Here is a 24,024-nt window from a genome sequence, read left to right on the forward strand (position 1 = left end):
CAAAAGCATGCAGATTCAATATATTGTAGAGATCACGTAGGCCTGATAAGTGTAGCGCATCAGGCAATTTTGCGTTTGCCATCAGGCTCAAATGCCGGAGGTCATCCGGCAGTTATGTTTACCGATGGTGTCTGTCCGGACCTGGACGATGATCGCCGCCGTGATCGTTTCGATGATCTCCGCGGTGATCATTTCGATGATCATTATACCAATTATGGTGCGGCTGCGATCCGTGTGGGTGCCAGCGATTATCTCGCCATTCGTAATTTCTATACCACCAGTTATGGTCACGCCAGTAACCGCCATCCCAGTAGTAACCGCGATGATCGCGATCGCCAATCTGTAATTTCACTGATGGTACTAGCATTATTTCCTCTGCCTGCGCTGCCATAGGAGCGACCAGAATCAGGGAAAGTGCGAGCAGGATAGATTGCATCTTTTTCACAGGTGACTCCTTTTATCATTGCCAGTTATGGGCCGATATCCGGAGCTTACGGTAAAAGAATCCCCGTTGTCATTCTCTACAATTAAAAGAGCTAAGTTACCGCATTTATTGAAAATTTCTCCTTTTTTTCTGTCGATTTTTCTCATATTTTCTCCACAAAAAAGCCGAACTGCATAAACGCAAGCCCGGCCATTTTCAGGAAATTAATGGATACTACTTATGATTCATCATCAGCTTGCGCAGCGCGGCAAAATCAGCGGGCAGATTATGAGAAAGCAGCGGTAAATCAGCACGTTCTGCCAGCTCTTTTGGCAGCTCCAGCGTTTCACCAAGAATTACCTCCACGCTCTCTTTAAATTTCGCCGGATGCGCGGTGCCGAGGAACAGACCATATTCGCCTGGGTGAAGCTGGTCACGCAGCGCACGGTAAGCCACGGCAGCATGCGGTTCTGAGGTATATCCCAGATCTTTTAATTCGCGCATCGTCTGCCGGGTCGATTCATCATCCACCGCCGCATAGCCCAACTCCTTCAATTGCCAAATTTTGCGGCGGAACAACTCTTCCACACGCGGCCAGTTATTCGGCTGGCTAACATCCATCGCATTGGATAATGTCGCCTGGGTGGCTTTTGGCGACCACTGCCCGTCGTGCAGGAAACGCGGCACTGTATCGTTAACGTTAGTGGCAGCGATAAAACGCTTCACCGGCAGACCGAGAGATTTTGCCAGCAGGCCTGCAGTTAAATCACCGAAGTTACCGCTTGGCACCGAGACAACCAACTGGTTCCGCGCCTCCTGCGGCAACTGCGCCACAGCCTCAAAGTAGTAGCAAATCTGCGCCAGCAACCGGCTGATATTAATGGAGTTAGCTGAGTTCAGCCCAAGCGCCACTTTCAGCTCTTCATCATCAAACGCCTGCTTCACCAGTGCCTGACAGGCATCGAAATCGCCGTCGATAGCGACAGTTTCAATGTTGCCGCCTAATGTACAGAACAGTTTTTCTTGCAGTGGACTGATTTTGCCGCGCGGATAGAGGATAACCACTTTTACATTTGGTAAACCATAGAACGCGTGAGCCACTGCCGCCCCGGTATCGCCGGAGGTCGCGGTCAGAATAGTCACCGGTTTATCGCCCGCAATATGAGTCAGCATTTGCGCCATAAAGCGACCGCCGAAATCTTTAAATGCCAGCGTTGGCCCGTGGAACAGTTCCAGGCAACCGACATCGCTTGTAACTTTGGCAACCGGAGCCGGGAATGCAAACGCTGCACGCACACGCTCTTCCAGTGCGTCCTGCGGGATCTCATCACCAATAAACGCTGAGAGGATCTTCGCGCTGCGGGTAACGAAATCCAGCTTCAGCATCTCATCAATTTCGGTCAGACTAAATTCCGGTAGATCGTGCGGAAAAAATAGCCCCTGATTTTTACCCAACCCCTGCGTTACGGCTTGCGCAAAGCTGACCTGTTCGTTGTGATCTTTCAGATTGTAGAGTTTCATTTAGTTTTCCAGTACTCGTGCGCCCGCCGTATCCAGCCGGCAAATATGAACAAAACCTTCCTGATTTTGCAGGTAGTTCTTACCCAACCAGTCAGCAACGCGTTGGGCGGTATCCAGCTTGTCACACAGAGCGAACAAGGTCGGGCCAGAGCCGGAGATACCGCTCGCTACTGCGCCGATTTCCGCTACCGCCTGCCGTGCCTGCCTGAAGCCCGGCAGTAAACGTTCACGGTAGGGTTCAGCGATAACATCTTTCATCAGCTTCGCGGCAAGCTCAGGCTGACGGGAATAGCAGGCGTGAATGAAGCCCGCCAGATGCCGCCCGTGAGCAATGCAATCCTGACGGCGGTACTGCGCCGGTAAAATAGCCCGAGCTTCTGCCGTCGAGACTTTAATCCCCGGATACGCCAGCACCCACAACCACTCATCAAACCCCGGCACCTGCTGGCTGATGATGCCGTTTTCTTCGATCATCAACTGCATACCACCAAGAAAGCACGGAGCCACATTGTCGTAATGAATGCTGCCAGAAATACGCCCTTCCAGCTCGCCCATCAAGGCCAACAGGCGGGTATCGTTGAGCGGCTTGCCACAGTGCTCATTCATCGCGACCAGTGCCGCGACCACTGAACAGGCGCTGGAACCTAAGCCAGAACCGATCGGCATATTCTTTTCCAGGGTCATCGCCACTGGAATTTGCTTGCCCAGTTCCTGGCAAAAACGCTCCCAGCACTGATAAACGATATTTTCTCGCGGTTCTGACGGTAGTTTGTCGGCAAACTGTCCGAGGTTGTTGAGACTGAATGCCTCTGCCACCTCAACCGTCACCACATCCCCAAGCAATTCGCCATCAACAGGCGTTACCGCCGCGCCGAGCACATCAAACCCGACGCTCATATTGGCACTGGAAGCCGGAGCATAAACTTTAACCATTTCAGACTCCTAACTTCCATGAGAGGGTGCGTAGCAGATCGGCAAAGACACCGGCAGCCGTAACATCATTGCCCGCGCCGTAACCGCGCAAAACCAGCGGCAGCGGCTGATAATAGTGGCTATAGAAGGCTAATGCGTTTTCGCCGTTTTTCACTTTGAACAGCGGATCGTTACCATCCACTTCAGCAATCTTCACGCGGCAGACACCATCTTCATCAATGTTGCCAACATAGCGCAAAACTTTGCCTTCATCACGAGCCTTCGCCACGCGTGCGGCAAAGAGATCGTCAAGCTGTGACAGGTTCGCCATAAAAGCCGCAACATCACCCTCAGCGTTAAACCCGGCTGGCAGCACAGGTTCGATTTCAATATCCGCCAGTTCCAGTTCACGCCCGGTTTCACGGGCGAGAATCAACAGCTTACGCGCCACATCCATACCGGACAGGTCATCTCGCGGATCCGGTTCGGTATAACCCATTTCCCGCGCCAGCGTGGTCGCTTCAGAGAAGCTCATACCTTCATCTAACTTGCCGAAGATAAACGAGAGCGAGCCAGAAAGAATGCCGGAGAATTTCATCAATTCATCGCCAGCGCTGAGCAAGTTTTGCAGGTTCTCAATAACCGGCAGTCCCGCACCGACATTGGTGTCGTAGAGGAATTTACGCCGTGATTTTTCCGCCGCGTAACGCAACTGATGGTAGTAATCCATCGACGAGGTGTTGGCCTTTTTATTCGGCGTCACCACGTGGAAACCTTCACGCAGGAAGTCGGCATATTGATCCGCCACCGCCTGGCTGGAGGTGCAGTCGACAATCACCGGGTTCAACAGATGATATTCTTTCACCAGGCGAATTAAACGCCCGAGATTAAACGGCTCTTTGGCTTGCGCCAGTTCTTCCTGCCAGTTTTCCAGGTTAAGGCCATGCACATTGGTCAGCAACGCCTTCGAGTTGGCAACGCCGCAGACACGTAAGTCGATATGTTTGTTCTTCAGCCAGCTTTGCTGACGCTTCAGTTGCTCCAGCAGCGCACCGCCAACGCCACCGACGCCAATCACAAAGACTTCGATAACCTGATCGGTATTGAACAGCATCTGGTGGGTTACACGCACACCCGTCGTCGCGTCATCGTTATTTACCACCACGGAGATTGAGCGTTCAGAAGACCCCTGGGCAATGGCGACAATATTGATATTGGCGCGAGCCAGCGCGGCAAAGAATTTCGCTGAGATCCCGCGCAAGGTGCGCATACCATCACCCACCACCGAAATTATTGCCAGTCGTTCAGTGACCGCCAGCGGCTCCAGTAAACCTTCTTTCAGTTCAAGGTAGAACTCTTCCTGCATCGCCCGTTCAGCGCGTGCACAGTCGCTTTGTGGAACGCAGAAACTGATACTGTATTCGGAAGACGATTGGGTAATCAGCACCACCGAAATTCTGGCACGTGACATTGCAGCAAACACACGCGCCGCCATGCCAACCATCCCCTTCATTCCTGGACCGGAAACGCTGAACATCGCCATATTATTCAGATTGGAAATCCCTTTTACCGGTAGTTCGTCTTCGTCACGGCTGGCGCCAATAAGCGTACCGGGCGCTTGTGGGTTTCCGGTGTTTTTAATCAGGCAAGGGATCTGGAACTGGGCGATAGGGGTAATGGTGCGAGGATGAAGAACTTTAGCGCCGAAGTAAGAAAGCTCCATCGCTTCCTGATAGGACATCGACTTCAACAACCTCGCATCGGGCACCTGACGCGGGTCGCAGGTATAAACACCGTCAACGTCCGTCCAGATCTCGCAGCAATCGGCGCGTAAACAAGCAGCCAGTACCGCAGCGGAGTAGTCGGAACCATTGCGCCCCAGCACCACCAGTTCGCCTTTTTCGTTACCGGCGGTGAAACCAGCCATCAGCACCATGTGGTCAGCCGGAATGCGGCTTGCAGCAATACGGCGGGTAGATTCGGCAATATCGACGGTAGATTCGAGGTAATGACCGACTGCCAGCAGTTTTTCGACCGGATCGATAACGGTAACGTTGTGACCGCGCGCTTCCAGTACACCGGCCATAATAGCGATCGACATTTTTTCACCACGGCAGATAAGCGCAGCGTTGATGCTGTCCGGACATTGTCCCAGCAGGCTAATACCGTGCAGGACATGCTTAATTTGGGCAAATTCTTGATCGACAAACGTTTTCAGTTGCGCCAGCGGGAATCCCGGCTGGGCGGCGGCGAGTCCAGTCAGAAGTTCGGCAAAAATACGTTCGGCATCGCTGATATTGGGTAAAGCATCCTGGCCGCTAATGGTTTTTTCAATCATCGCCACCAGATGGTTGGTAATTTTGGCGGGGGCAGAGAGGACGGTAGCCACCTGCCCCTGCCTGGCATTGCTCTCCAGAATATCGGCAACCCGCAGAAAACGTTCTGCATTTGCCACTGATGTACCGCCGAACTTCAACACTCGCATGGTTGTTACCTCGTTACCTTTGGTCGAAAAAAAAGCCCGCACTGTCAGGTGCGGGCTTTTTTCTGTGTTTCCTGTACGCGTCAGCCCGCACCGTTACCTGTGGTAATGGTGATGGTGGTGGTAATGGTGGTGCTGATGCGTTTCATGGATGTTGTGTACTCTGTAATTTTTATCTGTCTGTGCGCTATGCCTATATTGGTTAAAGTATTTAGTGACCTAAGTCAATAATATTTTAATTTACTCACGGAAGGCTACCCGTCCATAAGCTGCTGGCAAGTGCTCTTTTTTTAATCCACACTGAGACATATTTCCCGTTGCAGTCAGAATTAAAACCTAAAGATAACATTCCCTACAGTTTTTTATTTGGTGATATTTTTTTCAATATCATGCAGCAAACGGTGCAACATTGCGGTGTCTCGTTGCTCTAAAAGTCCCAGGCGTTGTTGTAACCAGTCGATCAGTTTTGTGTCATCTGCCACCGCTAACGTCGTTAACAATGACATGACTCGTTCGCGTAAAGCACGCAGTTGATGTTGGTCTGCCGTTGCGTCACTTTTCGTCGGTTGTTGTATTAATGTTGCTAATTGATAGCAATAAACCATCACCGCCTGCCCCAGATTAAGCGAAGGGTAATCTGCCACCATCGGCACGCCAGTAAGAATATCAGCCAGCGCCAGTTCTTCGTTTGTCAGACCGGAATCTTCCCGGCCAAATACCAACGCCACATGATTCATCCACGTCGATTTTTCCTCCAACAACGGCACCAGTTCCACCGGCGTCGCATAGTAATGATATTTCGCCCGGCTACGCGCAGTGGTGGCGACAGTAAAGTCGACATCGTGTAAAGATTCAGCCAGTGTTGGAAAAACTTTAATATTATCAATAATATCACCGGAGCCATGTGCAACCCAGCGGGTGGCTGGCTCCAGATGGGCCTGGCTATCGACAATGCGCAGTTCGCTAAATCCCATTGTTTTCATTGCCCGCGCCGCTGCACCTATATTTTCTGCTCTGGCGGGTGCGACCAGAATAATCGTTATACGCATGTTGCTACTCTTCTTGACCAAATAACCGCGAACAGGGTGATGAATGTCAACTTACTGCGCGGAGAGAATTTACAAAATATTAACGCAAGTCGCAGAAAAAGCCCTTTACTTAGCTTAAAAAAAGCTAAACTATTTCCTGACTGTACTAACCGTTTAATTGTTAAAAAACGCTACATATCTTTCTGTTTACTTAGGATAATTTTATAAAAAATAAATCTCGACAATTGGATTCACCACGTTTATTAGTTGTATGATGCAACTAGTTGGATTATTAAAATAATGTGACGAAAGCTAGCATTTAGATACGATGATTTCATCAAACTGTTAACGTGCTACAATTGAACTTGATATATGTCAACGAAGCGTAGTTTTATTGGGTGTCCGGCACGTCTTAGCCTGTTATGTCGCTGTTAAAATGGTTAGGATGACAGCCGTTTTTGACACTGTCGGGTCCTGAGGGAAAGTACCCACGACCAAGCTAATGATGTTGTTGACGTTGATGGAAAGTGCATCAAGAACGCAATTACGTACTTTAGTCATGTTACGCCGATCATGTTAATTTGCAGCATGTATCAGGCAGGTCAGGGACTTTTGTACTTCCTGTTTCGATTTAGTTGGCAATTTAGGTAGCAAACATGCAGACCCCGCACATTCTTATCGTTGAAGACGAGTTGGTAACACGCAACACGTTGAAAAGTATTTTCGAAGCGGAAGGCTATGATGTTTTCGAAGCGACAGATGGCGCGGAAATGCATCAGATCCTCTCTGAATATGACATCAACCTGGTGATCATGGATATCAATCTGCCGGGTAAGAACGGTCTTCTGTTAGCGCGTGAACTGCGCGAGCAGGCGAATGTTGCGTTGATGTTCCTGACTGGCCGTGACAACGAAGTCGATAAAATTCTCGGCCTCGAAATCGGTGCAGATGACTACATCACCAAACCGTTTAACCCGCGTGAACTGACTATCCGTGCACGCAACCTGCTGTCTCGTACCATGAATCTGGGTACTGTCAGCGAAGAACGCCGTAGCGTTGAAAGCTACAAGTTCAATGGTTGGGAACTGGACATCAACAGCCGTTCGTTGATCGGCCCTGATGGCGAGCAGTACAAACTGCCGCGCAGCGAGTTCCGCGCCATGCTTCACTTCTGTGAAAACCCTGGCAAAATTCAGTCCCGTGCTGAACTGCTGAAGAAAATGACCGGCCGTGAGCTGAAACCACACGACCGTACTGTAGACGTGACGATCCGTCGTATTCGTAAGCATTTCGAATCTACGCCGGATACGCCGGAAATCATCGCCACCATTCACGGTGAAGGTTATCGCTTCTGCGGTGATCTGGAAGATTAATCGGCTTTACCACCGTCAAAAAAACGGCGCTTTTTAGCGCCGTTTTTATTAGCCAACATTATTTCCAGATACGTAACTCATCGTCCGTTGTGACTTCTTTACTGATTTTCATTTTCGGCATTGAAAACGCATACCAGTCGATATTGCGAGTCACAAACATCATACCTGCCAGCGCCACCACCAACACACTCGTCCCCAACAACAGCGCGCTATCGGCAGAATTCAGCAGTCCCCACATCACACCATCCAGCAACAACAAAGCCAGGGTAAACAACATGCTGTTGCGCCAACCTTTTAATACCGCCTGCAAGTAAACACCGTTCATTAACGCCCCTATCAGGCTGGCGATTATCCAGGCCACGGTAAAACCGGTATGTTCAGAAAACGCCAGCAAGAGTAAATAAAACATCACCAATGACAACCCCACCAGCAAATATTGCATTGGGTGTAAACGTTGTGCGGTTAGCATTTCAAAAACAAAGAAGGCCATAAAAGTCAGCGCAATGAGCAAAATGGCGTATTTGGTCGCCCGGTCCGTTAATTGATACTGATCGGCTGGCGTAGTGACTGCGACGCTAAACGCAGGGAAATTGTCCCAACGGGTATTATTGCCTGAAGCAAAACGCTCACCGAGGTTATTGGCAAACCAACTACTTTGCCATTGTGCCTGAAAACCGGTCTCGCTGACCTCCCGTTTTGCGGGCAAAAAATCACCTAAAAAACTGGGGTGCGGCCAGTTACTGGTTAAGGTCAATTCGCTATTACGCCCCGTCGGCACCACGGAAAGGCTCCTTGTTCCGCTTAAATTCAGCGCCATATTCAGCTTCAGGTTCTGCTTCAGCCAGTTCCCTTCGGTTAAAGGAATATGCACGCCCTGCCCGCCTTGCTCTAACCCTGTTCCGGGTTCAATGGTCAGCGTCGTTCCGTTAAGTTCAGGTGCTTTCACCACCCCAATACCACGCGCATCACCTACACTAATCACAATAAACGGCTTGCCTAAGGTGATATTGGGCGCGTTGAGTTCGCTAAGACGCGAAACGTCAAAATCGGCTTTTAGCGTTAAATCACTGTGCCAGACCTGACCGGTATAAATGCCTATCTTCCGTTCTTCCACGTTCTGATTGCCATCAACCATCAACGACTCAGGTAACCAGAAATGGATAAAACTTCGTTTCCGCTCCACGGTTTTTTCTTCTTCCTGCACCGTATAAAGCTCAGTTACAGGGATAGCGATGAGCGGCCCGACCAACTTTTGCGACCCACTGGTGCTTTGACGAATTGCATCCTCAACATCACTACGGTAATCGGCACGTTCGACAATCACCTGCCGAATCAACATTAATGGAATTAACAGCAGCAACACGGCACCAAACAAAGTGGCCATTTTCCAGAACAGGGGGGATTTCAACATAGTCTTCTCCTTTGCGATGGCTGCAGTGTATGAAGACTATGTGGGAAGAATTTGAAGTTATGTGAAGTGCAGGTGAAGTCGGAGCGAGGCCAGCACGCCGCCTTGCGGCACGTTGCGCAGTGTGACTTCACCATTAAGCAAACGGGCAACTTCGCTGACAAACGCCAGTCCCAACCCACTGCTTTTTTGTCCATTCTCGCGCGGCAAAGAGTAAAAGCGTTCAAAAATACGCGACAGCGCGTAGTCAGGAATGCCGCTACCGGTATCCTGCACGTTAAGCGTAACTTGCTCCTGATCCACCTCAGCACTAAGCGTTATACAGCCATGCTCGGGGGTAAAATCGATGGCGTTATCCAGTAAATTCCCCAGCGCCTGTTCCAGCAACGCCGGTTCAGCAACAACGTTAACCTCGATGGGCATAACATTCAGAGTGATATTTTTTTCTGCCAACTGTACGGTGCGCGCTTCGCTGACGCGGAGAAATAATGCCGCCACATCAACCGCAGAAAGAACGACCTCCTGACGATTTTCCAGTCTTGCCTGGCGTAGTAGCGTTTCAACCAGCGCCTGCATTCTCGCGTTTTGTGTCAAAATATTGTCGGTAAAACGGGCTACCACTTCCAGTGGCGGTCCTTCGCGTAAGATTTCCGCCGCGCCACGAATTGCCGCCAACGGACTTTTCAGCTCATGGGTTAACGCGTAGACATACTGCTCAATATAGTTTTTCCCTTCCAGCTTCACGCGCATACTTTCCAACGCCTGCGCTAACTTACGCAACTCGCTACTGCCAAGATCAGGGAGCGGAACGGGTTTATTATCGGTGACGGAATCAGCATAACGGGTGAGTCGGGCAATGGAGCGGTTGATCCACCAAACCATTCCGGTACCAATCACCAGTGCAATTCCCAGCAAAATGCCGCTCGCCCATAATATTCGCCGCTCGCTGCGTTTAATCACCGGTGCCATCGCCGCGTTCGGTTTGCCTACGCTCAAAACACCAATAAGCCGCGAGCCGTCCATAATGGGGGCAGCAACATACATCACAGAACTTTCGGGATCGGCGGGATTTTGCAACGTACTGCGCGCGCCATACTGACCGCGCAACGTTAGCCAGACATCATTCCAGCGTGAGTAATCCTGCCCAACGGCTTTATTTGCCGAGTCGAACAAAACTTTGCCCTGTGCATCAGTCATATAAACATGGTATTCGTTGCGCACTTTGTGAATGCCGCCGATATTGGCGCGAAACGGGCGATTTTGTAGTTGGTCAAACGCCTGTGCCAATTGCCCATGCGCAGGATCGCCAGAGAGCAAATCAGGGCGCGCCAGCTCCGCCAGCAACGTTGCGGTGTCGATCAACGTCCCTTCCGTCGCCCTTCGCACGCCCGGTTTAACTTCTTTGACAAAAATAGCCAGCACGAACCAGGCAGCCACTGCTACCAGTAAAAAATAGCCCAGCAACAGTCGCATGCCGATGCGCATTACAGACTCCTCAGGCTGTATCCCATGCCGCGGTGGGTATTAATCGGTGAAAGCTCGGGATTGATGCAGCGCAGCTTGGCACGCAGCGTTTTAATGTGGGTATCGACGGTGCGATCGTAAGTGTCCTGCGCGTCTTCCCAGACACTATCCATCAATTGCTGGCGTGACCAGACGCGGCCTGGCGACTTGAGTAACGTTTTCAGCAATAAAAACTCGTATCGCGTCAGCGTTAATGGCGTGTCAAACCAGCTTATCTGCGCCGCAGGTTCATTCAGTTCAAAATGACCAATACGGATGACGGGAGGCGGCGTAGAAAATTTCTTCACCCGACGCAGCAAGGTGCGCACTCTGGCGCACACTTCGCGAGGTGAAAACGGTTTAGCCACGTAGTCGTCAGCACCAATTTCTAGCCCAAGCAGACGATCGACCTCTTCACTACGGGCCGTCAGGAACAGCACAGGCAACGCCGGATGGATCGCCAGCAACTGGCGGCATAATTCAAAGCCGCTGATATCAGGCAGACCAACATCGAGAATAATAACGTCGGGAACCCGCTGGCGCGCTTTATCGAGCACCGGCAAGCCCCGCTCAAAAACGTCGACGGCAAAACCTTCCTGCTGCAACATGTAGACCAGCGTGTCGGCTATCCCTTGCTCGTCTTCTACTAACCAGACCGTTTCCCGTTGCATAAATCGCCTCTGTTATTGTCGCCACGGCATGACAGGGACGGCGCTGATGGCATTTTTCGGTGAACCATCGACAACTTTGTCGGAGTAAGCCAGATAGGCGAGCGCATTGCGTTTGGCATCATAGAAGCGCACGACCTGTAACGACTTAAAGACCAGCGATGTACGTTTCTTGAATACCACTTCGCCCTGGGCTTTGCCGTTTTTAATGCGTTCTGACAGTTCAATCGGTCCGACTTGCTGGCAGGAAATAGCCGCGTCGGAAGTATCTTCCGCCAGCCCCAATCCGCCTTTAATACCGCCCGTTTTCGCCCGGCTCACATAGCAGGTGACATTTTTTACATCGGGATCGTCGAAGGCTTCTACGACAATTTTGTGATCCGGGCCGATCATTTTAAATACGGTATCAACCGAACCAATTTCTTCCGCATGTGCCAACGGCCCCAGCATTATCAGGCTTAAAGATAGGATCAAATGCTTGTATTTCATATTGTTACCATTTTTATAAGTTACATTAAGCAATTAGTTCGTCACGGTAAATAACATATTGATTAAGAACAAAATCTCAATACTTTTATTCCCGTAAAGACCTGAAACATACTCTACTAAGAAAAAAACACTGAATGCTAAAACAACAAAAAATGCTATTATCCAATTACCTGATGTCAGGTGCTCGTTGTTGAAAGGATGAGGAAATTTTATGGATCAGGCCGGCATTATTCGCGACCTTTTAATCTGGCTGGAAGGTCATCTGGATCAGCCCCTGTCGCTCGACAATGTAGCGGCGAAAGCAGGTTATTCCAAGTGGCACTTACAGAGAATGTTTAAAGATGTCACTGGCCATGCTATTGGCGCGTATATTCGTGCTCGTCGTTTGTCGAAATCAGCGGTAGCACTACGCCTGACCGCGCGCCCGATTCTGGATATTGCGCTGCAGTACCGCTTCGACTCTCAACAGACATTTACCCGCGCATTTAAAAAGCAATTTGCTCAAACACCTGCGCTGTACCGTCGTTCCCCGGAATGGAGTGCTTTTGGCATTCGCCCACCGCTACGTCTGGGTGAATTCACTATGCCAGAACACAAATTTGTCACCCTGGAAGATACGCCGCTGATTGGTGTTACCCAGAGCTACTCCTGCTCGCTGGAGCAAATCTCTGATTTCCGCCACGAAATGCGCTACCAGTTCTGGCATGATTTTCTCGGCAACTCGCCTTCTATTCCGCCAGTACTTTACGGTCTGAATGAAACGCGCCCAAGCCAGGATAAAGACGACGAACAAGAGGTGTTCTACACCACTGCGTTAGCCCAGGATCAGGCTGACGGCTATGTATTAACCGGGCATCCAGTGATGTTGCAAGGCGGCGAATATGTGATGTTTACCTACGAAGGTCTGGGAACAGGCGTGCAGGAGTTTATCCTGACGGTATACGGAACATGCATGCCAATGCTCAACCTGACACGCCGTAAAGGTCAGGATATTGAGCGATACTACCCGGCAGAAGATGCCAAAGCGGGAGATCGCCCAATTAATCTGCGCTGCGAACTGCTGATTCCAGTGCGTCGTTAACGCTGTAACTCATCTAATGCAGGGGCGTCCAGATGCGAGATGTCCCCTGCAGTTTCAACAACCCAGCCAGACGCCAGCCACAGGCTTTCCTGATAATCCACGCGCGAAATAGAACAGTTACGCAGGCGTAAACGGCGTTCTGCCCACGCCGGTAAGCCCAGAATGGTACTCACCAGACACCCCAGCGCGATACCGTGACTCACCAGCAGCGGTCGACTTCCCTGCGGTAAATCCCGACAAGATTCCAGTGCGGCATTGACGCGATCGCTCAGTTCCTGCATTGACTCGCCTTCAGGAATACGCCCGTCAACGGTGCCATTCACTAACTGGCGACGCCAGTTCTCTTCTTCTTCGGTCAGAGAATCAATATGTCTTTTTTCCAGCACCCCCATATTTAACTCACGCAGGCGGGGATCAAGGATGATGTCACAACCGCAAGCCTGGGCGATGATTTCCGCTGTACGCCGGGTGCGACCTAAATCGCTACTGATAATGTGGGTGATGCCAAGTTCTTTGGCACGGCTCGCCACCTGCATTGCCTGTTGCTCACCTTTTGCGGTTAGCGGGCTGTCAGACTGGCCCTGAATACGCCGCTCGGCGTTCCACTGCGTTTCGCCGTGGCGGACAAGGTATACCTGTAACATGCTTTTTTTCCGTATACTGCTTTAACGTTAATTTTTTGAGTAATCCTGATTATGCACCATGTTGTCTGTGCGACCACTAACCCCGCTAAGATTCAGGCCATTCTGCAGGCATTTCACGAGATCTTCGACGAAGGATCCTGCCATATTGAATCCGTTGTCGTCGAGAGCGGCGTACCGGAACAGCCTTTTGGTAGTGAGGAAACGCGCGCTGGCGCACGAAATCGGGTAGCAAATGCCCGCCGTTTACGTCCAGAGGCTGATTTTTGGGTGGCCATTGAAGCGGGTATAGATGGTGACAGCACCTTCAGTTGGGTGGTAATTGAAAACGCCAGCCAGCGTGGTGAAGCACGCTCGGCAACCTTGCCGTTGCCTGAGGTGATTCTGGAAAAAGTGCGTGAGGGCGAGGCGCTTGGGCCAGTAATGTCGCGCTATACTGGCATTGATGAGATTGGTCGTAAAGAAGGGGCGATCGGCGTGTTTACCGCCGGGAAACTCACCCGCGCCAGTGTCTATCACCAGGCGGTGATCCTGGCGCTAAGTCCGTTTCATAATGCCGTGTATCAGCCATTGCAGGACGGATAAGGCGTTCACGCCGCATCCGGCATTCGGTGCACGATGCCTGATGCGACGCTGATGCGTCTTATCAGGCCTACAAAATCAATCGCTTTTCAGCAACACGCCTTCCAGCCACTGACGTAGCTCGACGGGTGCCGCTTTCAGGCTGTTAGATCCACGCGTAATCGTCGCGATGCCCGCACCGAGTTCATTTTTTAACTCGCGCTGACTCATTTCACCGCGCAATAACTCTTCGACAATGCGCACACGAGTCCCTAACGCTTCGCGCTCATCCGGCGTCAGCATCAGGTTTAACAACGGTAAATGGAGATCGTTTTCGTAGGCATTCTTAAGCAGGTCGACAAAACGTAACCACTCCTGGTGACGCTGTTCTGCCATCGCTGCTGAATAGGGTGATTGTTGGGCCATAGTGTGTCGCCATTGTTAGCGGGGGAAGCCTGATGCCTCCCCCGGTTGTACTCGCTAAAGAGTACGATAGCATATCATAAACGTGCAGATCAGTTCAGTAACGACGCCCCCATTCCGTGGCGCTCATCAACGTCGGTTTATCGCCCATGAAATAGCGATAGTACGCGTCATAAGCCAATACGTTCTTCACATAACCACGCGTCTCGGAGAATGGGATACTCTCGACAAATGCCACCGCATCGATACGCCCGGCGCTGTTACCAAGCCAGGTGCGCACCCGCCCCGGCCCGGCGTTGTATGCTGCGGATGAGAAAATACGGTTATTGCCGAACTGTTGATAAACATATTGCAGATAGCTGGTGCCAATGTTGATGTTCGTTTCCGGATCAAGCAATTGTGCCGGGCTGCTGTAACCAGGAATAGAGAACATCTTCACCGTATGAGTCGCCGTACCAGGCATAATCTGCATCAGCCCGCTGGCCCCTACCGGTGATTTCACTTTCGGATTCCAGGCGCTCTCCTGACGGGCAATCGCCATTGCATAGCTTTGCGGGATATCTTTGTCGTTAGTGTAACGTGCGAAGAGATCGTTATAGGCCAGTGGGAATCGTTCTTCCAGATGATCCCAAAGTTTCCCGGCAATCGTCGCCTGAACGCTGAGATCCCACCAGTGGTTGTTAAAAGCATAACGCGCCAGTTGCGCTTGCTCTGCTTTCGACTTGCTCTTCACCAGATTGGCCCACTCGCTACGGGCGGTATTATCGAGGTTCCAGTACATCAACTCGCGCACGCGCGCCATTTCCGCCCCCTGAGTCAGGGCGCTATCGACGTTCTGTGGCACTTTATCAATCTTCAGTTGATACTCTTCGCCTATGCGCTGCGCAGCAACCATTGGGTAGAAGCCACGCTGTTGCATGAGTTGATGCAAAATCTCTTTTGCTTCAGCTTCACGCCCACGTTCCAGCAGCAAATCCGCCTGCCAGTAGCGCCATTCATCTTTCTCTTTCGCTTCCATCGGCAAGCGCGCCAGCCATGTATTCAGCCCCGAACGGTCGCCGGTGCCAAGCGCCATCCTTATACGGCGTTCAATCAACGACGTGGATTGCGAACGCATAATTGCATCATCACGCCACTTCGCCTGTTCGTCGGTGACATCGTTGCCCATCAAACGCCAGGCAACGATATCACGTAGCTCCTGAATCTGATCTTCATTAAGCTGTTGTGCCTGGGCAAGTGAAGGGATCATCAGTCGTGCGTTTTCTACATCCTGCCGCGCCACACTGGCAAACGCCACCGCGGCCATCTGACGGGTAAAATCAGTCGCGCCGGTCGTTCGTGCAAAAGTCAGCACCGTATTGGGATTGTTTGCCAGTGAAATAATTGCCGTAGAAATAGTCTGGTAATCGGCGGGCATCTGCCCTGCCAGCACCGTCACCAGGCCGGTATTACCCGCCTTCATCGCCAGGCGGATACGCTCTAAATACGCCCGCGGATCTTGTTTGCCGGACGCGCGCCAGACGCTAAATAACTTGTCACAAGCGTTAGGCTGGCTCTTTCCTGTCAGCCACAGCTCTTTCGCCCCCTGCCAGGCTTCTTCGCTCTGCCCGGTATTCCATTTTGCATAGTAGTAATTACATTGCGCTTCGGTTGTGCCTGGCTTTTCCGGACTAAAAGCTAACAGGCCGCGCCAGTCTTCACGTCGCGCCAGTTCATTGACGAAACGAGATTGCAGCGTGCGAGCCGGAGGAAGCGTGGGGTTAGCGCGAACAAAGTTAGTGACCGTGACCGCCGGTTGATTCATCAGGTCATCGGTAATCTGGCGGTATTCCAGGTAGGGATAAAGAGGATAATCCTTCAGGGATGGCATCATCTGCTCAACCACATCCATTTGTCGATTATCCCAGGCCTGCTTGATTTGCGCGTAGCGGCTACGCTGCTCATCCAGTGAGTCGGCTCGCGCCACGCTGCTGACCGTCAGCAGACAGACACCGGCAGCCAACAGCCGCCAGGTAACGTGTTTGGCTTTTTCCACAAGCGCTTCCTCTAAGTGTAAATACATCAATGCAGCGTCATGCCGCGTAATAGATTTATGCTAACCAGTCATTGCCGTTTCCGCCACGTTATGGACACTTTTTTACTTTTACTGCGAGGGTGATCGACCGGCTGGGATTAGGCAGGGAAACAGGCTACACTTCGCCTTTGAAAACTCATCATCACGATAAACATAGAGGCGAAGTCCAACGTGGCTCAATTCGTTTATACCATGCATCGTGTCGGCAAAGTTGTTCCGCCGAAACGTCATATTTTGAAAAACATCTCTCTGAGTTTCTTCCCCGGGGCAAAAATCGGCGTTCTGGGTCTGAACGGCGCGGGTAAGTCTACCCTGCTACGCATTATGGCGGGCATTGATAAAGACATCGAAGGTGAAGCGCGTCCACAACCAGATATCAAGATTGGCTATCTGCCGCAGGAACCGCAGCTAAACCCGGAACACACTGTACGTGAGTCCGTCGAAGAAGCGGTTTCCGAAGTAGTTAATGCCCTGAAACGTCTGGACGAAGTGTATGCGCTGTACGCCGATCCAGATGCAGACTTTGACAAGCTGGCCGCAGAGCAAGGCCGTCTGGAAGAGATCATCCAGGCTCACGACGGTCACAACCTGAATGTTCAGTTGGAGCGTGCGGCGGATGCGCTGCGTCTGCCGGACTGGGACGCGAAAATTGCTAACCTCTCCGGTGGTGAGCGTCGTCGCGTAGCGTTGTGCCGCCTGCTGCTGGAAAAACCAGACATGCTGCTGCTCGACGAACCGACCAACCACCTGGATGCGGAATCCGTAGCGTGGCTGGAACGCTTCCTGCATGACTTCGAAGGGACCGTTGTGGCGATTACCCACGACCGTTACTTCCTCGATAACGTCGCGGGCTGGATCCTCGAACTTGACCGCGGTGAAGGTATTCCGTGGGAAGGTAACTACTCCTCCTGGCTGGAGCAAAAAGATCAGCGTCTGGCGCAGGAAGCTTCGCAAGAAGCGGCGCGTCGTAAGTCGATTGAAAAAGAGCTGGAGTGGGTACGTCAGGGCACGAAAGGCCGTCAGTCGAAAGGTAAAGCACGTCTGGCACGCTTTGAAGAGCTGAACAGCACCGAATACCAGAAACGTAACGAAACCAACGAACTGTTTATTCCACCTGGACCACGTCTGGGCGATAAAGTGTTGGAAGTCAGCAATCTGCGTAAATCCTACGGCGATCGCCTGCTGATTGATGATCTGACCTTCTCGATCCCGAAAGGGGCGATCGTCGGGATCATCGGGCCGAACGGTGCGGGTAAATCGACCCTGTTCCGCATGATCTCCGGTCAGGAACAGCCGGACAGCGGCACCATCACTTTAGGTGAAACGGTGAAACTGGCGTCGGTTGATCAGTTCCGTGACTCAATGGATAACAGCAAAACCGTTTGGGAAGAAGTTTCCGGCGGGCTGGATATCATGAAGATCGGTAACACCGAGATGCCAAGCCGCGCCTACGTTGGCCGCTTTAACTTTAAAGGGGTTGATCAGGGTAAACGTGTTGGCGAACTCTCCGGCGGTGAGCGTGGTCGTCTGCATCTGGCGAAGCTGCTGCAGGTTGGCGGCAACATGTTGCTGCTCGACGAACCGACCAACGATCTGGATATCGAAACCCTGCGCGCGCTGGAAAACGCCCTGCTGGAGTTCCCTGGCTGCGCGATGGTTATCTCGCACGACCGTTGGTTCCTCGACCGTATTGCCACGCACATTCTGGATTACCAGGATGAAGGTAAGGTTGAGTTCTTCGAAGGTAACTTTACCGAGTACGAAGAGTACAAGAAACGCACGCTGGGCGCAGACGCGCTGGAGCCGAAGCGTATCAAGTACAAGCGTATTGCGAAGTAATGCGTAAAATGCCGGGTGCGGCGTGAACGCCTTATCCGGCCTACAAACACAGCGATTTCAATACGTTGTGAAACTCCAGGCCTGATAAGACGCGGTAAGCGTCTCATCAGGCATTGGGTCTTATCCCTGCTCCCCCATCATCTCCCGCACCAGCTCCACACAACGCAGGAAACGGCTGTCGTAATCGTCCTCTTCGACCCGCACGAATTCGATATTGTTCTCTTCGAGCATCTCCACCAGCAGGTTCTGGAACTCTTTGCGATCCACCGAACTGCCAAGGCTACGTAAACCATCCGCCACCCACGGGGTGTTATTCTCAAGCAGGATCACCAGATCAAAACGGTATTCATCAATCAGCGCCTGCACGAACGGATGCTCACGCCCTTCGTACTTTTTGCAGAACGCCTGAGTAGTGACAAAATCGGTGTCGATAAACGCCACTTTATTGGCGTATTTCACTGCAAAATCAATATATTGTGCGTGTCCCAGCGCGATTTTATCGTAGTCAGAATACTGTAACGCAATCTCGTCACCGCCAAGATGCGAAAAAACATAATCACGACCAAACTCCCACGCACTGGTGGTGTTGAAAATGTTAGCGAGTTTATTTACCAGAGTGGATTTACCGCTCGACTCGCCACCGAGGATCGCTACAGTACGCACAAAGAACGGCTTCACTTCGGTAGGAATATATTCCCAGTAGCGGAACGGGTTTTCGCGGATCTGCGCACCACTGATACTCATAAAGGTGCGTTTCGGATCGATCAGCACCGTTTCGATCCCCAGATGTTCCATATACTGCGGCGCGTCGGCTTCTTCCGAGGTGTAGATCAGATCCGGCTGAATGCCCTTTTCGGCCATAAACTTTTTGATGCCGTTGCTCCACACATCCCATCCGTGCGGATACGGTTCCATGCCCTCTTCATTGAAGGAATGAATGCGGATATTTTTCTGATATTTAAAAGTTTGCAATAACCAGCGCAGACGATCCGGCACCGTTGGTTGCTGCGACATGGCGCTATCTTCAAACAACGCGCGGTCACGGGTGTCGTCAAACCCCATAATGATATGCAGCTCATCAACCTGACTACAGGCACGCTGGATAAGATAGATATGTCCGGTATGTAGCGGATAAAATTTACCGAATACGACACCGATGGTTTTCTTCTGCCGGGGAAATTCCAGCCCGAGGAAACGGTGCAACGCCTCCAGCTTTTGCGCGCTGGGGCTTTTAATTTTGGCATTCAGTAACTGGCTTAAATACCCTTTGGTCATACCGCTGGCATCGGCCACCTGCTGTAGCGTGCAGCCCTGTTGCTTGATGGCAGTTTTCAGGTAATCAAATGACGACATATCTCCCTCCGTATCTCTCATTATAAGTCGTCGAACACGCTAAGCGCGTCGGAGAGTTTTTTAACGCCAAAAATCTGCATCCCTTCCGGCACTTTTTTCGGTACGTTGGCCGCCGGTACAATCGCCCGCCGAAAGCCGTGTTTCGCCGCTTCTGAAATTCGCTCCTGACCGCTGGGCACCGGGCGGATCTCTCCTGCCAGCCCAACTTCACCAAACACAACCAGATCCTGCGGCAGCGGTCTGTCACGCAGGCTGGAAACCATCGCCAGCAGTAACGCTAAGTCGGCGCTGGTTTCAGTCACCTTCACGCCGCCGACCACGTTTACAAACACATCCTGATCGGCCATTTGCAGACCACCGTGACGGTGCAGCACCGCCAGCAGGATTGCCAGACGGTTTTGTTCCAGCCCCACCGCCACGCGGCGTGGATTCGCCATCATCGAGTGATCGACCAGCGCCTGAATCTCCACCAGCAGCGGACGCGTTCCTTCCCACACAACCATCACTGAACTGCCGGACGTCACTTCATCGCCACGACTTAAGAAGATTGCTGAAGGGTTGCTGACTTCGCGTAGCCCCTGTTCAGTCATCGCGAATACGCCCAGCTCATTTACCGCGCCGAAGCGGTTTTTATGGCTGCGTAAGGTGCGAAAACGGGAATCAGCATCGCCGTCCAGCAGCACCGAACAGTCAATACAGTGTTCCAGCACTTTAGGGCCAGCCAGCGAACCATCTTTGGTTACGTGACCAACCATGACGATTGCCACCCCGCGCGTTTTGGCGAAGCGCGTCAGGTAAGCTGCCGTTTCACGCACCTGCGCCACGCTGCCAGGCGATGACTGTACATCCGCCATATGCATCACCTGGATGGAGTCAATTACCATCAGCTTCGGTTGCTCTTCTTCGGCAATCAGGCAGATCTGCTCGATGCTGGTTTCCGACAACATATTGAGATTGTCAGTCGGCAGGCCAAGGCGATGAGCGCGCATTGCCACCTGTTGCAGCGACTCTTCGCCGGTGACATACAGCGTTTTCATCTGCTGGGCCAGTTTGCACAGCGTTTGCAGCAACAGCGTGGATTTCCCGGCACCTGGGTTACCGCCAATCAGAATGGCGCTTCCCGGCACCACGCCGCCGCCTAATACGCGGTCAAACTCTTTAAATCCGGTTGAAAAACGCGGCAGCTCTTCAAGGCTGATATCGGAGAGTTTCTGGACCTTTGCCACCCCGGCGCTACCGGCATAGCCACTGAGACGCTCGTTACGCGCCACCGTTGGCGACGCAGCAAGACGCACCTCGGTGATGGTGTTCCAGGCATGACAGGCACTGCACTGCCCCTGCCAGCGCGGATAATCGGCCCCGCATTCATTACAAACAAAGGCGCGTTTTGGAGCTTTTGCCACGGTGTACCTCGTTAATGCTGTGCCGCCCGCAGGATGACGGGCGGGCAATTACTTCTGATTCAGGCTGCCAGAGAGGATGCAGAACACTCCCATCAGATCAGCGTGACGGATGGTGACTTCCGTCTTTTCATTCACTTTTGGTTTGGCATGGTAGGCAATCCCCAGCCCTGCCGCTTTGATCATCGGCAGGTCGTTGGCACCATCGCCAATCGCCACGGTCTGCGCCAGTGGGATTTCATACTCCTGCGCCAGACGGGTCAGGGTTTTCGCTTTGTACTGTGCATCGACGATGTCACCGATCACATTGCCGGTAAATTTACCGTCCATGATCTCCAGTTCATTGGCTACCACGGCAGTGAGTCGCAGTTTGTCACGCAGATATTCGGCAAAGAAGGTAAAGCCACCGGAGGCAATTGCCACTTTCCAGCCCAGCGTTTCCAGCTTCAGCACCAGTTGCGTTAAGCCTGGCATCAACGGCAGATTTTCCCGAACCTGAAGCAAAATGTTCGCATCAGCGCCTTTCAGCGTCGCCACGCGGCTACGCAGGCTGGCGGTAAAATCGAGTTCTCCGCGCATCGCCCGTTCGGTCACTTCCGCCACCATCTCACCTGTCCCGGCCAGTTTGGCGATCTCATCAATACATTCAATCTGGATGGCTGTAGAGTCCATGTCCATTACCAGCAGCCCCGGCGTACGCAAATGTGGAATTTTCCCCAGTGGCGCGACATCCAGTTGTGCTTCATGGGCCAGGCGCGTAGCACGCGCGGTGAGCGAACCTGCCAGACGAATCACCTGATAATCTTCCACGCACCAGGCGGCAACAATCACCATCGCCGCGCCCAGTTTGCTCTGATACTGGGTCAGTCGTTGTTTATCCAGCCCACGACCATACAGCAGCCAGCCGCTACGACCTGCGTGGTAATCCAGTGGCATCACTTCATCACCACTTAATGAAAGAGGCAGACCTGGCCATAAAGAGACATCTTCAGGCAGGTCGCACCAGGTAATGTTAGGCATTAAGGCTCCTGTAAAATCGTTCGAAGCAGGGAAAATAACGCATGAGGCTACCTTGTATCCATTGCTTCTGGCAACATTAAGTCTCAAATTTTCAACGGGTGGAATATGGCTCGCACAAAACTAAAATTCCGGCTGCATCGGGCAGTGATTGTCCTGTTCTGTCTCGCTTTGTTGGTCGCGTTGATGCAAGGTGCTTCCTGGTTCAGTCAAAACCACCAGCGCCAGCGTAATCCGCAGCTTGAAGAGCTGGCCCGCACCCTGGCACGTCAGGTGACGCTGAACGTTGCGCCGCTGATGCGTACCGACTCGCCGGATGAAAAGCGCATTCAGTCAATACTCAACCAGTTAACAGATGAAAGCCGCATCCTTGACGCAGGCGTATATGACGAACAAGGCGATCTTATTGCCCGCGCAGGCGAAAGCGTAGAAGTACGCGACCGTCTGGCACTCGACGGTAAAAAAGCAGGTGGCTATTTTAACCAGCAAATTGTCGAACCCATTGCGGGGAAAAATGGTCCGCTCGGCTATCTGCGCCTGACGCTCGACACCCACACACTCGCCACCGAAGCCAAACAGGTGGATAACACCACCAACATTTTACGCCTGATGCTGCTGCTCTCGCTGGCAATCGGCGTGGTGCTGACCCGCACGCTATTACAGGGTAAGCGCACCCGCTGGCAACAATCGCCCTTCCTGCTAACCGCCAGCAAACCGGTGCCGGAAGAGGAAGAAGGCGAGAAAAAAGAGTGACCCATTACAACAAGAAAGGAAATCGTTATGAATACATTACGCCTGCTTATCTCTGACTCTTACGACCCGTGGTTTAACCTGGCGGTGGAAGAGTGTATTTTTCGCCAGATGCCCGCCACGCAGCGCGTTCTGTTTCTCTGGCGTAACGCCGACACGGTAGTGATTGGCCGCGCACAAAACCCGTGGAAAGAGTGTAATACCCGGCGGATGGAAGAAGATAATGTCCGCCTGGCGCGGCGCAGTAGTGGCGGCGGCGCGGTGTTCCACGATCTCGGTAATACCTGCTTTACCTTTATGGCTGGCAAGCCGGAGTACGATAAAACCATCTCTACGTCAATTGTACTCAATGCACTGAACGCGCTCGGCGTCAGCGCCGAAGCCTCCGGACGTAACGATCTGGTGGTGAAAACAACCGAGGGAGACCGTAAAGTCTCTGGCTCGGCCTATCGCGAAACCAAAGATCGCGGCTTCCACCACGGCACTTTGCTGCTCAATGCCGACCTGAGTCGCCTGGCAAACTACCTCAACCCGGATAAAAAGAAACTGGCGGCGAAAGGCATCACATCGGTACGTTCCCGCGTGACCAATCTGACCGAATTGCTACCGGGAATTACCCATGAGCATGTTTGCGAGGCCATAACCGAGGCCTTTTTCGCCCATTATGGCGAGCGCGTAGCAGCGGAAATCATCTCCCCGGACAAAACGCCAGACTTGCCAAACTTCATCGAAACCTTTGCCCGCCAGAGTAGCTGGGAGTGGAACTTCGGTCAGGCTCCGGCGTTTTCGCATCTGCTGGATGAACGCTTTACCTGGGGCGGCGTGGAACTGCATTTCGACGTTGAAAAAGGCCATATCACCCGCGCCCAGGTGTTTACCGACAGCCTCAACCCCGCGCCGCTGGAAGCCCTCGCCGGGCGACTGCAAGGCTGTCTGTACCGCGCGGATATGCTGCAACAGGAGTGCGAAGCGCTGCTGGTTGACTTCCCGGAACAGGAAAAAGAGCTACGGGAGTTGTCGGCGTGGATGGCAGGGGCGGTAAGGTAACTCGCTGATTAAAATATCCAGGGAAGGAAA

23 protein-coding genes and 1 other annotated feature are annotated in these 24,024 nt (G+C 52.2%); of the genes, 6 read left to right on the top strand and 17 right to left on the bottom strand.

Annotation, left to right across the window (positions count from 1 at the left end):
* Window positions 1–118 precede the first annotated feature (118 nt).
* The 7 genes from ESM_RS01000000124680 to yjjY all read right to left on the bottom strand — a co-directional run bounded on the left by ESM_RS01000000124680 (window position 119) and on the right by yjjY (window position 6,928).
* The gene (locus tag ESM_RS01000000124680; RefSeq protein WP_032159450.1) at window positions 119–445 is read right to left on the bottom strand and encodes a DUF2502 domain-containing protein; all 327 of its coding nucleotides are present in this window, start codon (window positions 443–445) and stop codon (window positions 119–121) included.
* 213 nt (window positions 446–658) lie between these two features.
* Window positions 659–1,945: a threonine synthase gene (thrC, locus tag ESM_RS0111385; RefSeq protein WP_000781035.1), complete on the bottom strand. Its 1,287-nt coding sequence runs from the start codon at window positions 1,943–1,945 to the stop codon at window positions 659–661.
* Window positions 1,946–2,878 (bottom strand): homoserine kinase, encoded by a 933-nt coding sequence (gene thrB, locus ESM_RS0111390; RefSeq protein ID WP_000241675.1) that lies wholly within the window; start codon window positions 2,876–2,878, stop codon window positions 1,946–1,948. It lies immediately after the preceding gene.
* A 1-nt stretch (window position 2,879) separates the two neighbouring features.
* Window positions 2,880–5,342, bottom strand: coding sequence for a bifunctional aspartate kinase/homoserine dehydrogenase I (gene thrA, locus ESM_RS0111395; RefSeq protein WP_010378218.1), 2,463 nt, complete (start codon window positions 5,340–5,342; stop codon window positions 2,880–2,882).
* A 25-nt stretch (window positions 5,343–5,367) separates the two neighbouring features.
* Window positions 5,368–5,487 (bottom strand) — a sequence feature (Thr leader region).
* Complete coding sequence (gene thrL / locus ESM_RS01000000124690; RefSeq protein ID WP_001386572.1) at window positions 5,423–5,488, bottom strand: thr operon leader peptide; 66 nt, start codon at window positions 5,486–5,488, stop codon at window positions 5,423–5,425. It overlaps the preceding feature by 65 nt.
* Window positions 5,489–5,701: 213 nt before the next feature.
* On the bottom strand, window positions 5,702–6,388 hold the full coding sequence (locus ESM_RS0111400; RefSeq protein ID WP_001223170.1) for a tRNA/rRNA methyltransferase: 687 nt from the start codon (window positions 6,386–6,388) through the stop codon (window positions 5,702–5,704).
* 399 nt (window positions 6,389–6,787) lie between these two features.
* Window positions 6,788–6,928 carry a protein YjjY gene (gene yjjY / locus ESM_RS01000000124695; protein ID WP_001303782.1) on the bottom strand — a complete coding sequence of 47 codons (141 nt, stop codon included), beginning with the start codon at window positions 6,926–6,928 and terminating at the stop codon, window positions 6,788–6,790.
* Between the two features lie 95 nt (window positions 6,929–7,023).
* Here yjjY and arcA point away from each other — a divergent pair, with 95 nt between their 5' ends.
* A complete protein-coding gene (gene arcA, locus ESM_RS0111405) occupies window positions 7,024–7,740 on the top strand; it encodes a two-component system response regulator ArcA (protein ID WP_001194358.1) in 717 nt (238 codons plus the stop codon).
* Window positions 7,741–7,798: 58 nt separating this feature from the next.
* Here the strand turns inward: arcA and creD are convergent, their stop codons facing one another.
* The 4 genes from creD to creA are packed head-to-tail and all read right to left on the bottom strand — an operon-like array spanning window position 7,799 to window position 11,808.
* The gene (creD, locus tag ESM_RS0111410; protein ID WP_000920292.1) at window positions 7,799–9,151 is read right to left on the bottom strand and encodes a cell envelope integrity protein CreD; all 1,353 of its coding nucleotides are present in this window, start codon (window positions 9,149–9,151) and stop codon (window positions 7,799–7,801) included.
* A 57-nt stretch (window positions 9,152–9,208) separates the two neighbouring features.
* Window positions 9,209–10,633: a two-component system sensor histidine kinase CreC gene (creC, locus tag ESM_RS0111415; RefSeq protein WP_001219555.1), complete on the bottom strand. Its 1,425-nt coding sequence runs from the start codon at window positions 10,631–10,633 to the stop codon at window positions 9,209–9,211.
* Window positions 10,633–11,322, bottom strand: coding sequence for a two-component system response regulator CreB (gene creB, locus ESM_RS0111420; RefSeq protein WP_001188652.1), 690 nt, complete (start codon window positions 11,320–11,322; stop codon window positions 10,633–10,635). Before creB ends, creC begins: the two co-directional genes overlap by 1 nt.
* 12 nt (window positions 11,323–11,334) lie before the next feature.
* On the bottom strand, window positions 11,335–11,808 hold the full coding sequence (gene creA / locus ESM_RS0111425; RefSeq protein WP_000875488.1) for a protein CreA: 474 nt from the start codon (window positions 11,806–11,808) through the stop codon (window positions 11,335–11,337).
* A gap of 211 nt (window positions 11,809–12,019) precedes the next feature.
* Between creA and robA the strand changes: the two genes are divergently transcribed.
* Window positions 12,020–12,889 carry an MDR efflux pump AcrAB transcriptional activator RobA gene (gene robA, locus ESM_RS0111430; RefSeq protein ID WP_000371670.1) on the top strand — a complete coding sequence of 290 codons (870 nt, stop codon included), beginning with the start codon at window positions 12,020–12,022 and terminating at the stop codon, window positions 12,887–12,889.
* Here robA and gpmB read toward each other — a convergent pair.
* A complete protein-coding gene (gene gpmB / locus ESM_RS0111435; protein WP_000942336.1) occupies window positions 12,886–13,533 on the bottom strand; it encodes a 2,3-diphosphoglycerate-dependent phosphoglycerate mutase GpmB in 648 nt (215 codons plus the stop codon). The genes robA and gpmB overlap by 4 nt on opposite strands.
* Window positions 13,534–13,584: 51 nt before the next feature.
* Here gpmB and yjjX point away from each other — a divergent pair, with 51 nt between their 5' ends.
* On the top strand, window positions 13,585–14,115 hold the full coding sequence (gene yjjX / locus ESM_RS0111440; RefSeq protein WP_000546619.1) for an inosine/xanthosine triphosphatase: 531 nt from the start codon (window positions 13,585–13,587) through the stop codon (window positions 14,113–14,115).
* 75 nt (window positions 14,116–14,190) lie between these two features.
* On the opposite strand, the gene trpR is transcribed toward yjjX, so the two are convergent.
* Both trpR and sltY read right to left on the bottom strand, forming a co-directional pair.
* Complete coding sequence (trpR, locus tag ESM_RS0111445) at window positions 14,191–14,517, bottom strand: trp operon repressor (RefSeq protein ID WP_000068671.1); 327 nt, start codon at window positions 14,515–14,517, stop codon at window positions 14,191–14,193.
* A gap of 94 nt (window positions 14,518–14,611) precedes the next feature.
* Window positions 14,612–16,549, bottom strand: a complete 1,938-nt coding sequence (gene sltY / locus ESM_RS0111450) for a murein transglycosylase (RefSeq protein WP_000409422.1) — start codon at window positions 16,547–16,549, stop codon at window positions 14,612–14,614.
* Between the two features lie 210 nt (window positions 16,550–16,759).
* Here sltY and ettA point away from each other — a divergent pair, with 210 nt between their 5' ends.
* Entirely contained in the window at window positions 16,760–18,427 is a 1,668-nt protein-coding gene (ettA, locus tag ESM_RS0111455) for an energy-dependent translational throttle protein EttA (RefSeq protein ID WP_000046765.1), read from the top strand.
* 120 nt (window positions 18,428–18,547) lie between these two features.
* Here the strand turns inward: ettA and nadR are convergent, their stop codons facing one another.
* Genes nadR through serB form a run of 3 tightly spaced genes read right to left on the bottom strand, consistent with a single transcriptional unit; the run spans window position 18,548 to window position 22,200 of the window.
* Entirely contained in the window at window positions 18,548–19,780 is a 1,233-nt protein-coding gene (nadR, locus tag ESM_RS0111460; protein ID WP_000093824.1) for a multifunctional transcriptional regulator/nicotinamide-nucleotide adenylyltransferase/ribosylnicotinamide kinase NadR, read from the bottom strand.
* 20 nt (window positions 19,781–19,800) lie between these two features.
* Entirely contained in the window at window positions 19,801–21,183 is a 1,383-nt protein-coding gene (gene radA / locus ESM_RS0111465) for a DNA repair protein RadA (protein ID WP_001029699.1), read from the bottom strand.
* 48 nt (window positions 21,184–21,231) lie between these two features.
* The gene (gene serB, locus ESM_RS0111470) at window positions 21,232–22,200 is read right to left on the bottom strand and encodes a phosphoserine phosphatase (RefSeq protein WP_001132950.1); all 969 of its coding nucleotides are present in this window, start codon (window positions 22,198–22,200) and stop codon (window positions 21,232–21,234) included.
* A gap of 105 nt (window positions 22,201–22,305) precedes the next feature.
* Between serB and ESM_RS0111475 the strand changes: the two genes are divergently transcribed.
* Together ESM_RS0111475 and lplA are read left to right on the top strand one after the other, a co-directional pair.
* Entirely contained in the window at window positions 22,306–22,950 is a 645-nt protein-coding gene (locus ESM_RS0111475; RefSeq protein WP_000124620.1) for a YtjB family periplasmic protein, read from the top strand.
* Window positions 22,951–22,977: 27 nt separating this feature from the next.
* On the top strand, window positions 22,978–23,994 hold the full coding sequence (lplA, locus tag ESM_RS0111480; protein WP_001094692.1) for a lipoate--protein ligase LplA: 1,017 nt from the start codon (window positions 22,978–22,980) through the stop codon (window positions 23,992–23,994).
* The last annotated feature ends 30 nt before the right edge of the window (window positions 23,995–24,024 follow it).

Origin of the sequence: Escherichia sp. TW09308 (assembly GCF_000208565.1) — a bacterium.
Classification (GTDB): Bacteria; Pseudomonadota; Gammaproteobacteria; order Enterobacterales; family Enterobacteriaceae; genus Escherichia; species Escherichia marmotae.

What these genes read in the sequence shown, in the direction of transcription:
- creB (WP_001188652.1), bottom strand. Translation starts at nt 11,322, where the DNA reads ATGCAACGGGAAACGGTCTGGTTAGTAGAAGACGAGCAAGGGATAGCC.
- creA (WP_000875488.1), bottom strand. Translation starts at nt 11,808, where the DNA reads ATGAAATACAAGCATTTGATCCTATCTTTAAGCCTGATAATGCTGGGG.
- serB (WP_001132950.1), bottom strand. Translation starts at nt 22,200, where the DNA reads ATGCCTAACATTACCTGGTGCGACCTGCCTGAAGATGTCTCTTTATGG.
- yjjY (WP_001303782.1), bottom strand. Translation starts at nt 6,928, where the DNA reads ATGACTAAAGTACGTAATTGCGTTCTTGATGCACTTTCCATCAACGTC.
- arcA (WP_001194358.1), top strand. Translation starts at nt 7,024, where the DNA reads ATGCAGACCCCGCACATTCTTATCGTTGAAGACGAGTTGGTAACACGC.
- yjjX (WP_000546619.1), top strand. Translation starts at nt 13,585, where the DNA reads ATGCACCATGTTGTCTGTGCGACCACTAACCCCGCTAAGATTCAGGCC.
- creC (WP_001219555.1), bottom strand. Translation starts at nt 10,633, where the DNA reads ATGCGCATCGGCATGCGACTGTTGCTGGGCTATTTTTTACTGGTAGCA.
- lplA (WP_001094692.1), top strand. Translation starts at nt 22,978, where the DNA reads ATGAATACATTACGCCTGCTTATCTCTGACTCTTACGACCCGTGGTTT.
- thrB (WP_000241675.1), bottom strand. Translation starts at nt 2,878, where the DNA reads ATGGTTAAAGTTTATGCTCCGGCTTCCAGTGCCAATATGAGCGTCGGG.
- creD (WP_000920292.1), bottom strand. Translation starts at nt 9,151, where the DNA reads ATGTTGAAATCCCCCCTGTTCTGGAAAATGGCCACTTTGTTTGGTGCC.
- ESM_RS0111400 (WP_001223170.1), bottom strand. Translation starts at nt 6,388, where the DNA reads ATGCGTATAACGATTATTCTGGTCGCACCCGCCAGAGCAGAAAATATA.
- ESM_RS0111475 (WP_000124620.1), top strand. Translation starts at nt 22,306, where the DNA reads ATGGCTCGCACAAAACTAAAATTCCGGCTGCATCGGGCAGTGATTGTC.
- thrC (WP_000781035.1), bottom strand. Translation starts at nt 1,945, where the DNA reads ATGAAACTCTACAATCTGAAAGATCACAACGAACAGGTCAGCTTTGCG.
- trpR (WP_000068671.1), bottom strand. Translation starts at nt 14,517, where the DNA reads ATGGCCCAACAATCACCCTATTCAGCAGCGATGGCAGAACAGCGTCAC.
- nadR (WP_000093824.1), bottom strand. Translation starts at nt 19,780, where the DNA reads ATGTCGTCATTTGATTACCTGAAAACTGCCATCAAGCAACAGGGCTGC.
- thrA (WP_010378218.1), bottom strand. Translation starts at nt 5,342, where the DNA reads ATGCGAGTGTTGAAGTTCGGCGGTACATCAGTGGCAAATGCAGAACGT.
- gpmB (WP_000942336.1), bottom strand. Translation starts at nt 13,533, where the DNA reads ATGTTACAGGTATACCTTGTCCGCCACGGCGAAACGCAGTGGAACGCC.
- robA (WP_000371670.1), top strand. Translation starts at nt 12,020, where the DNA reads ATGGATCAGGCCGGCATTATTCGCGACCTTTTAATCTGGCTGGAAGGT.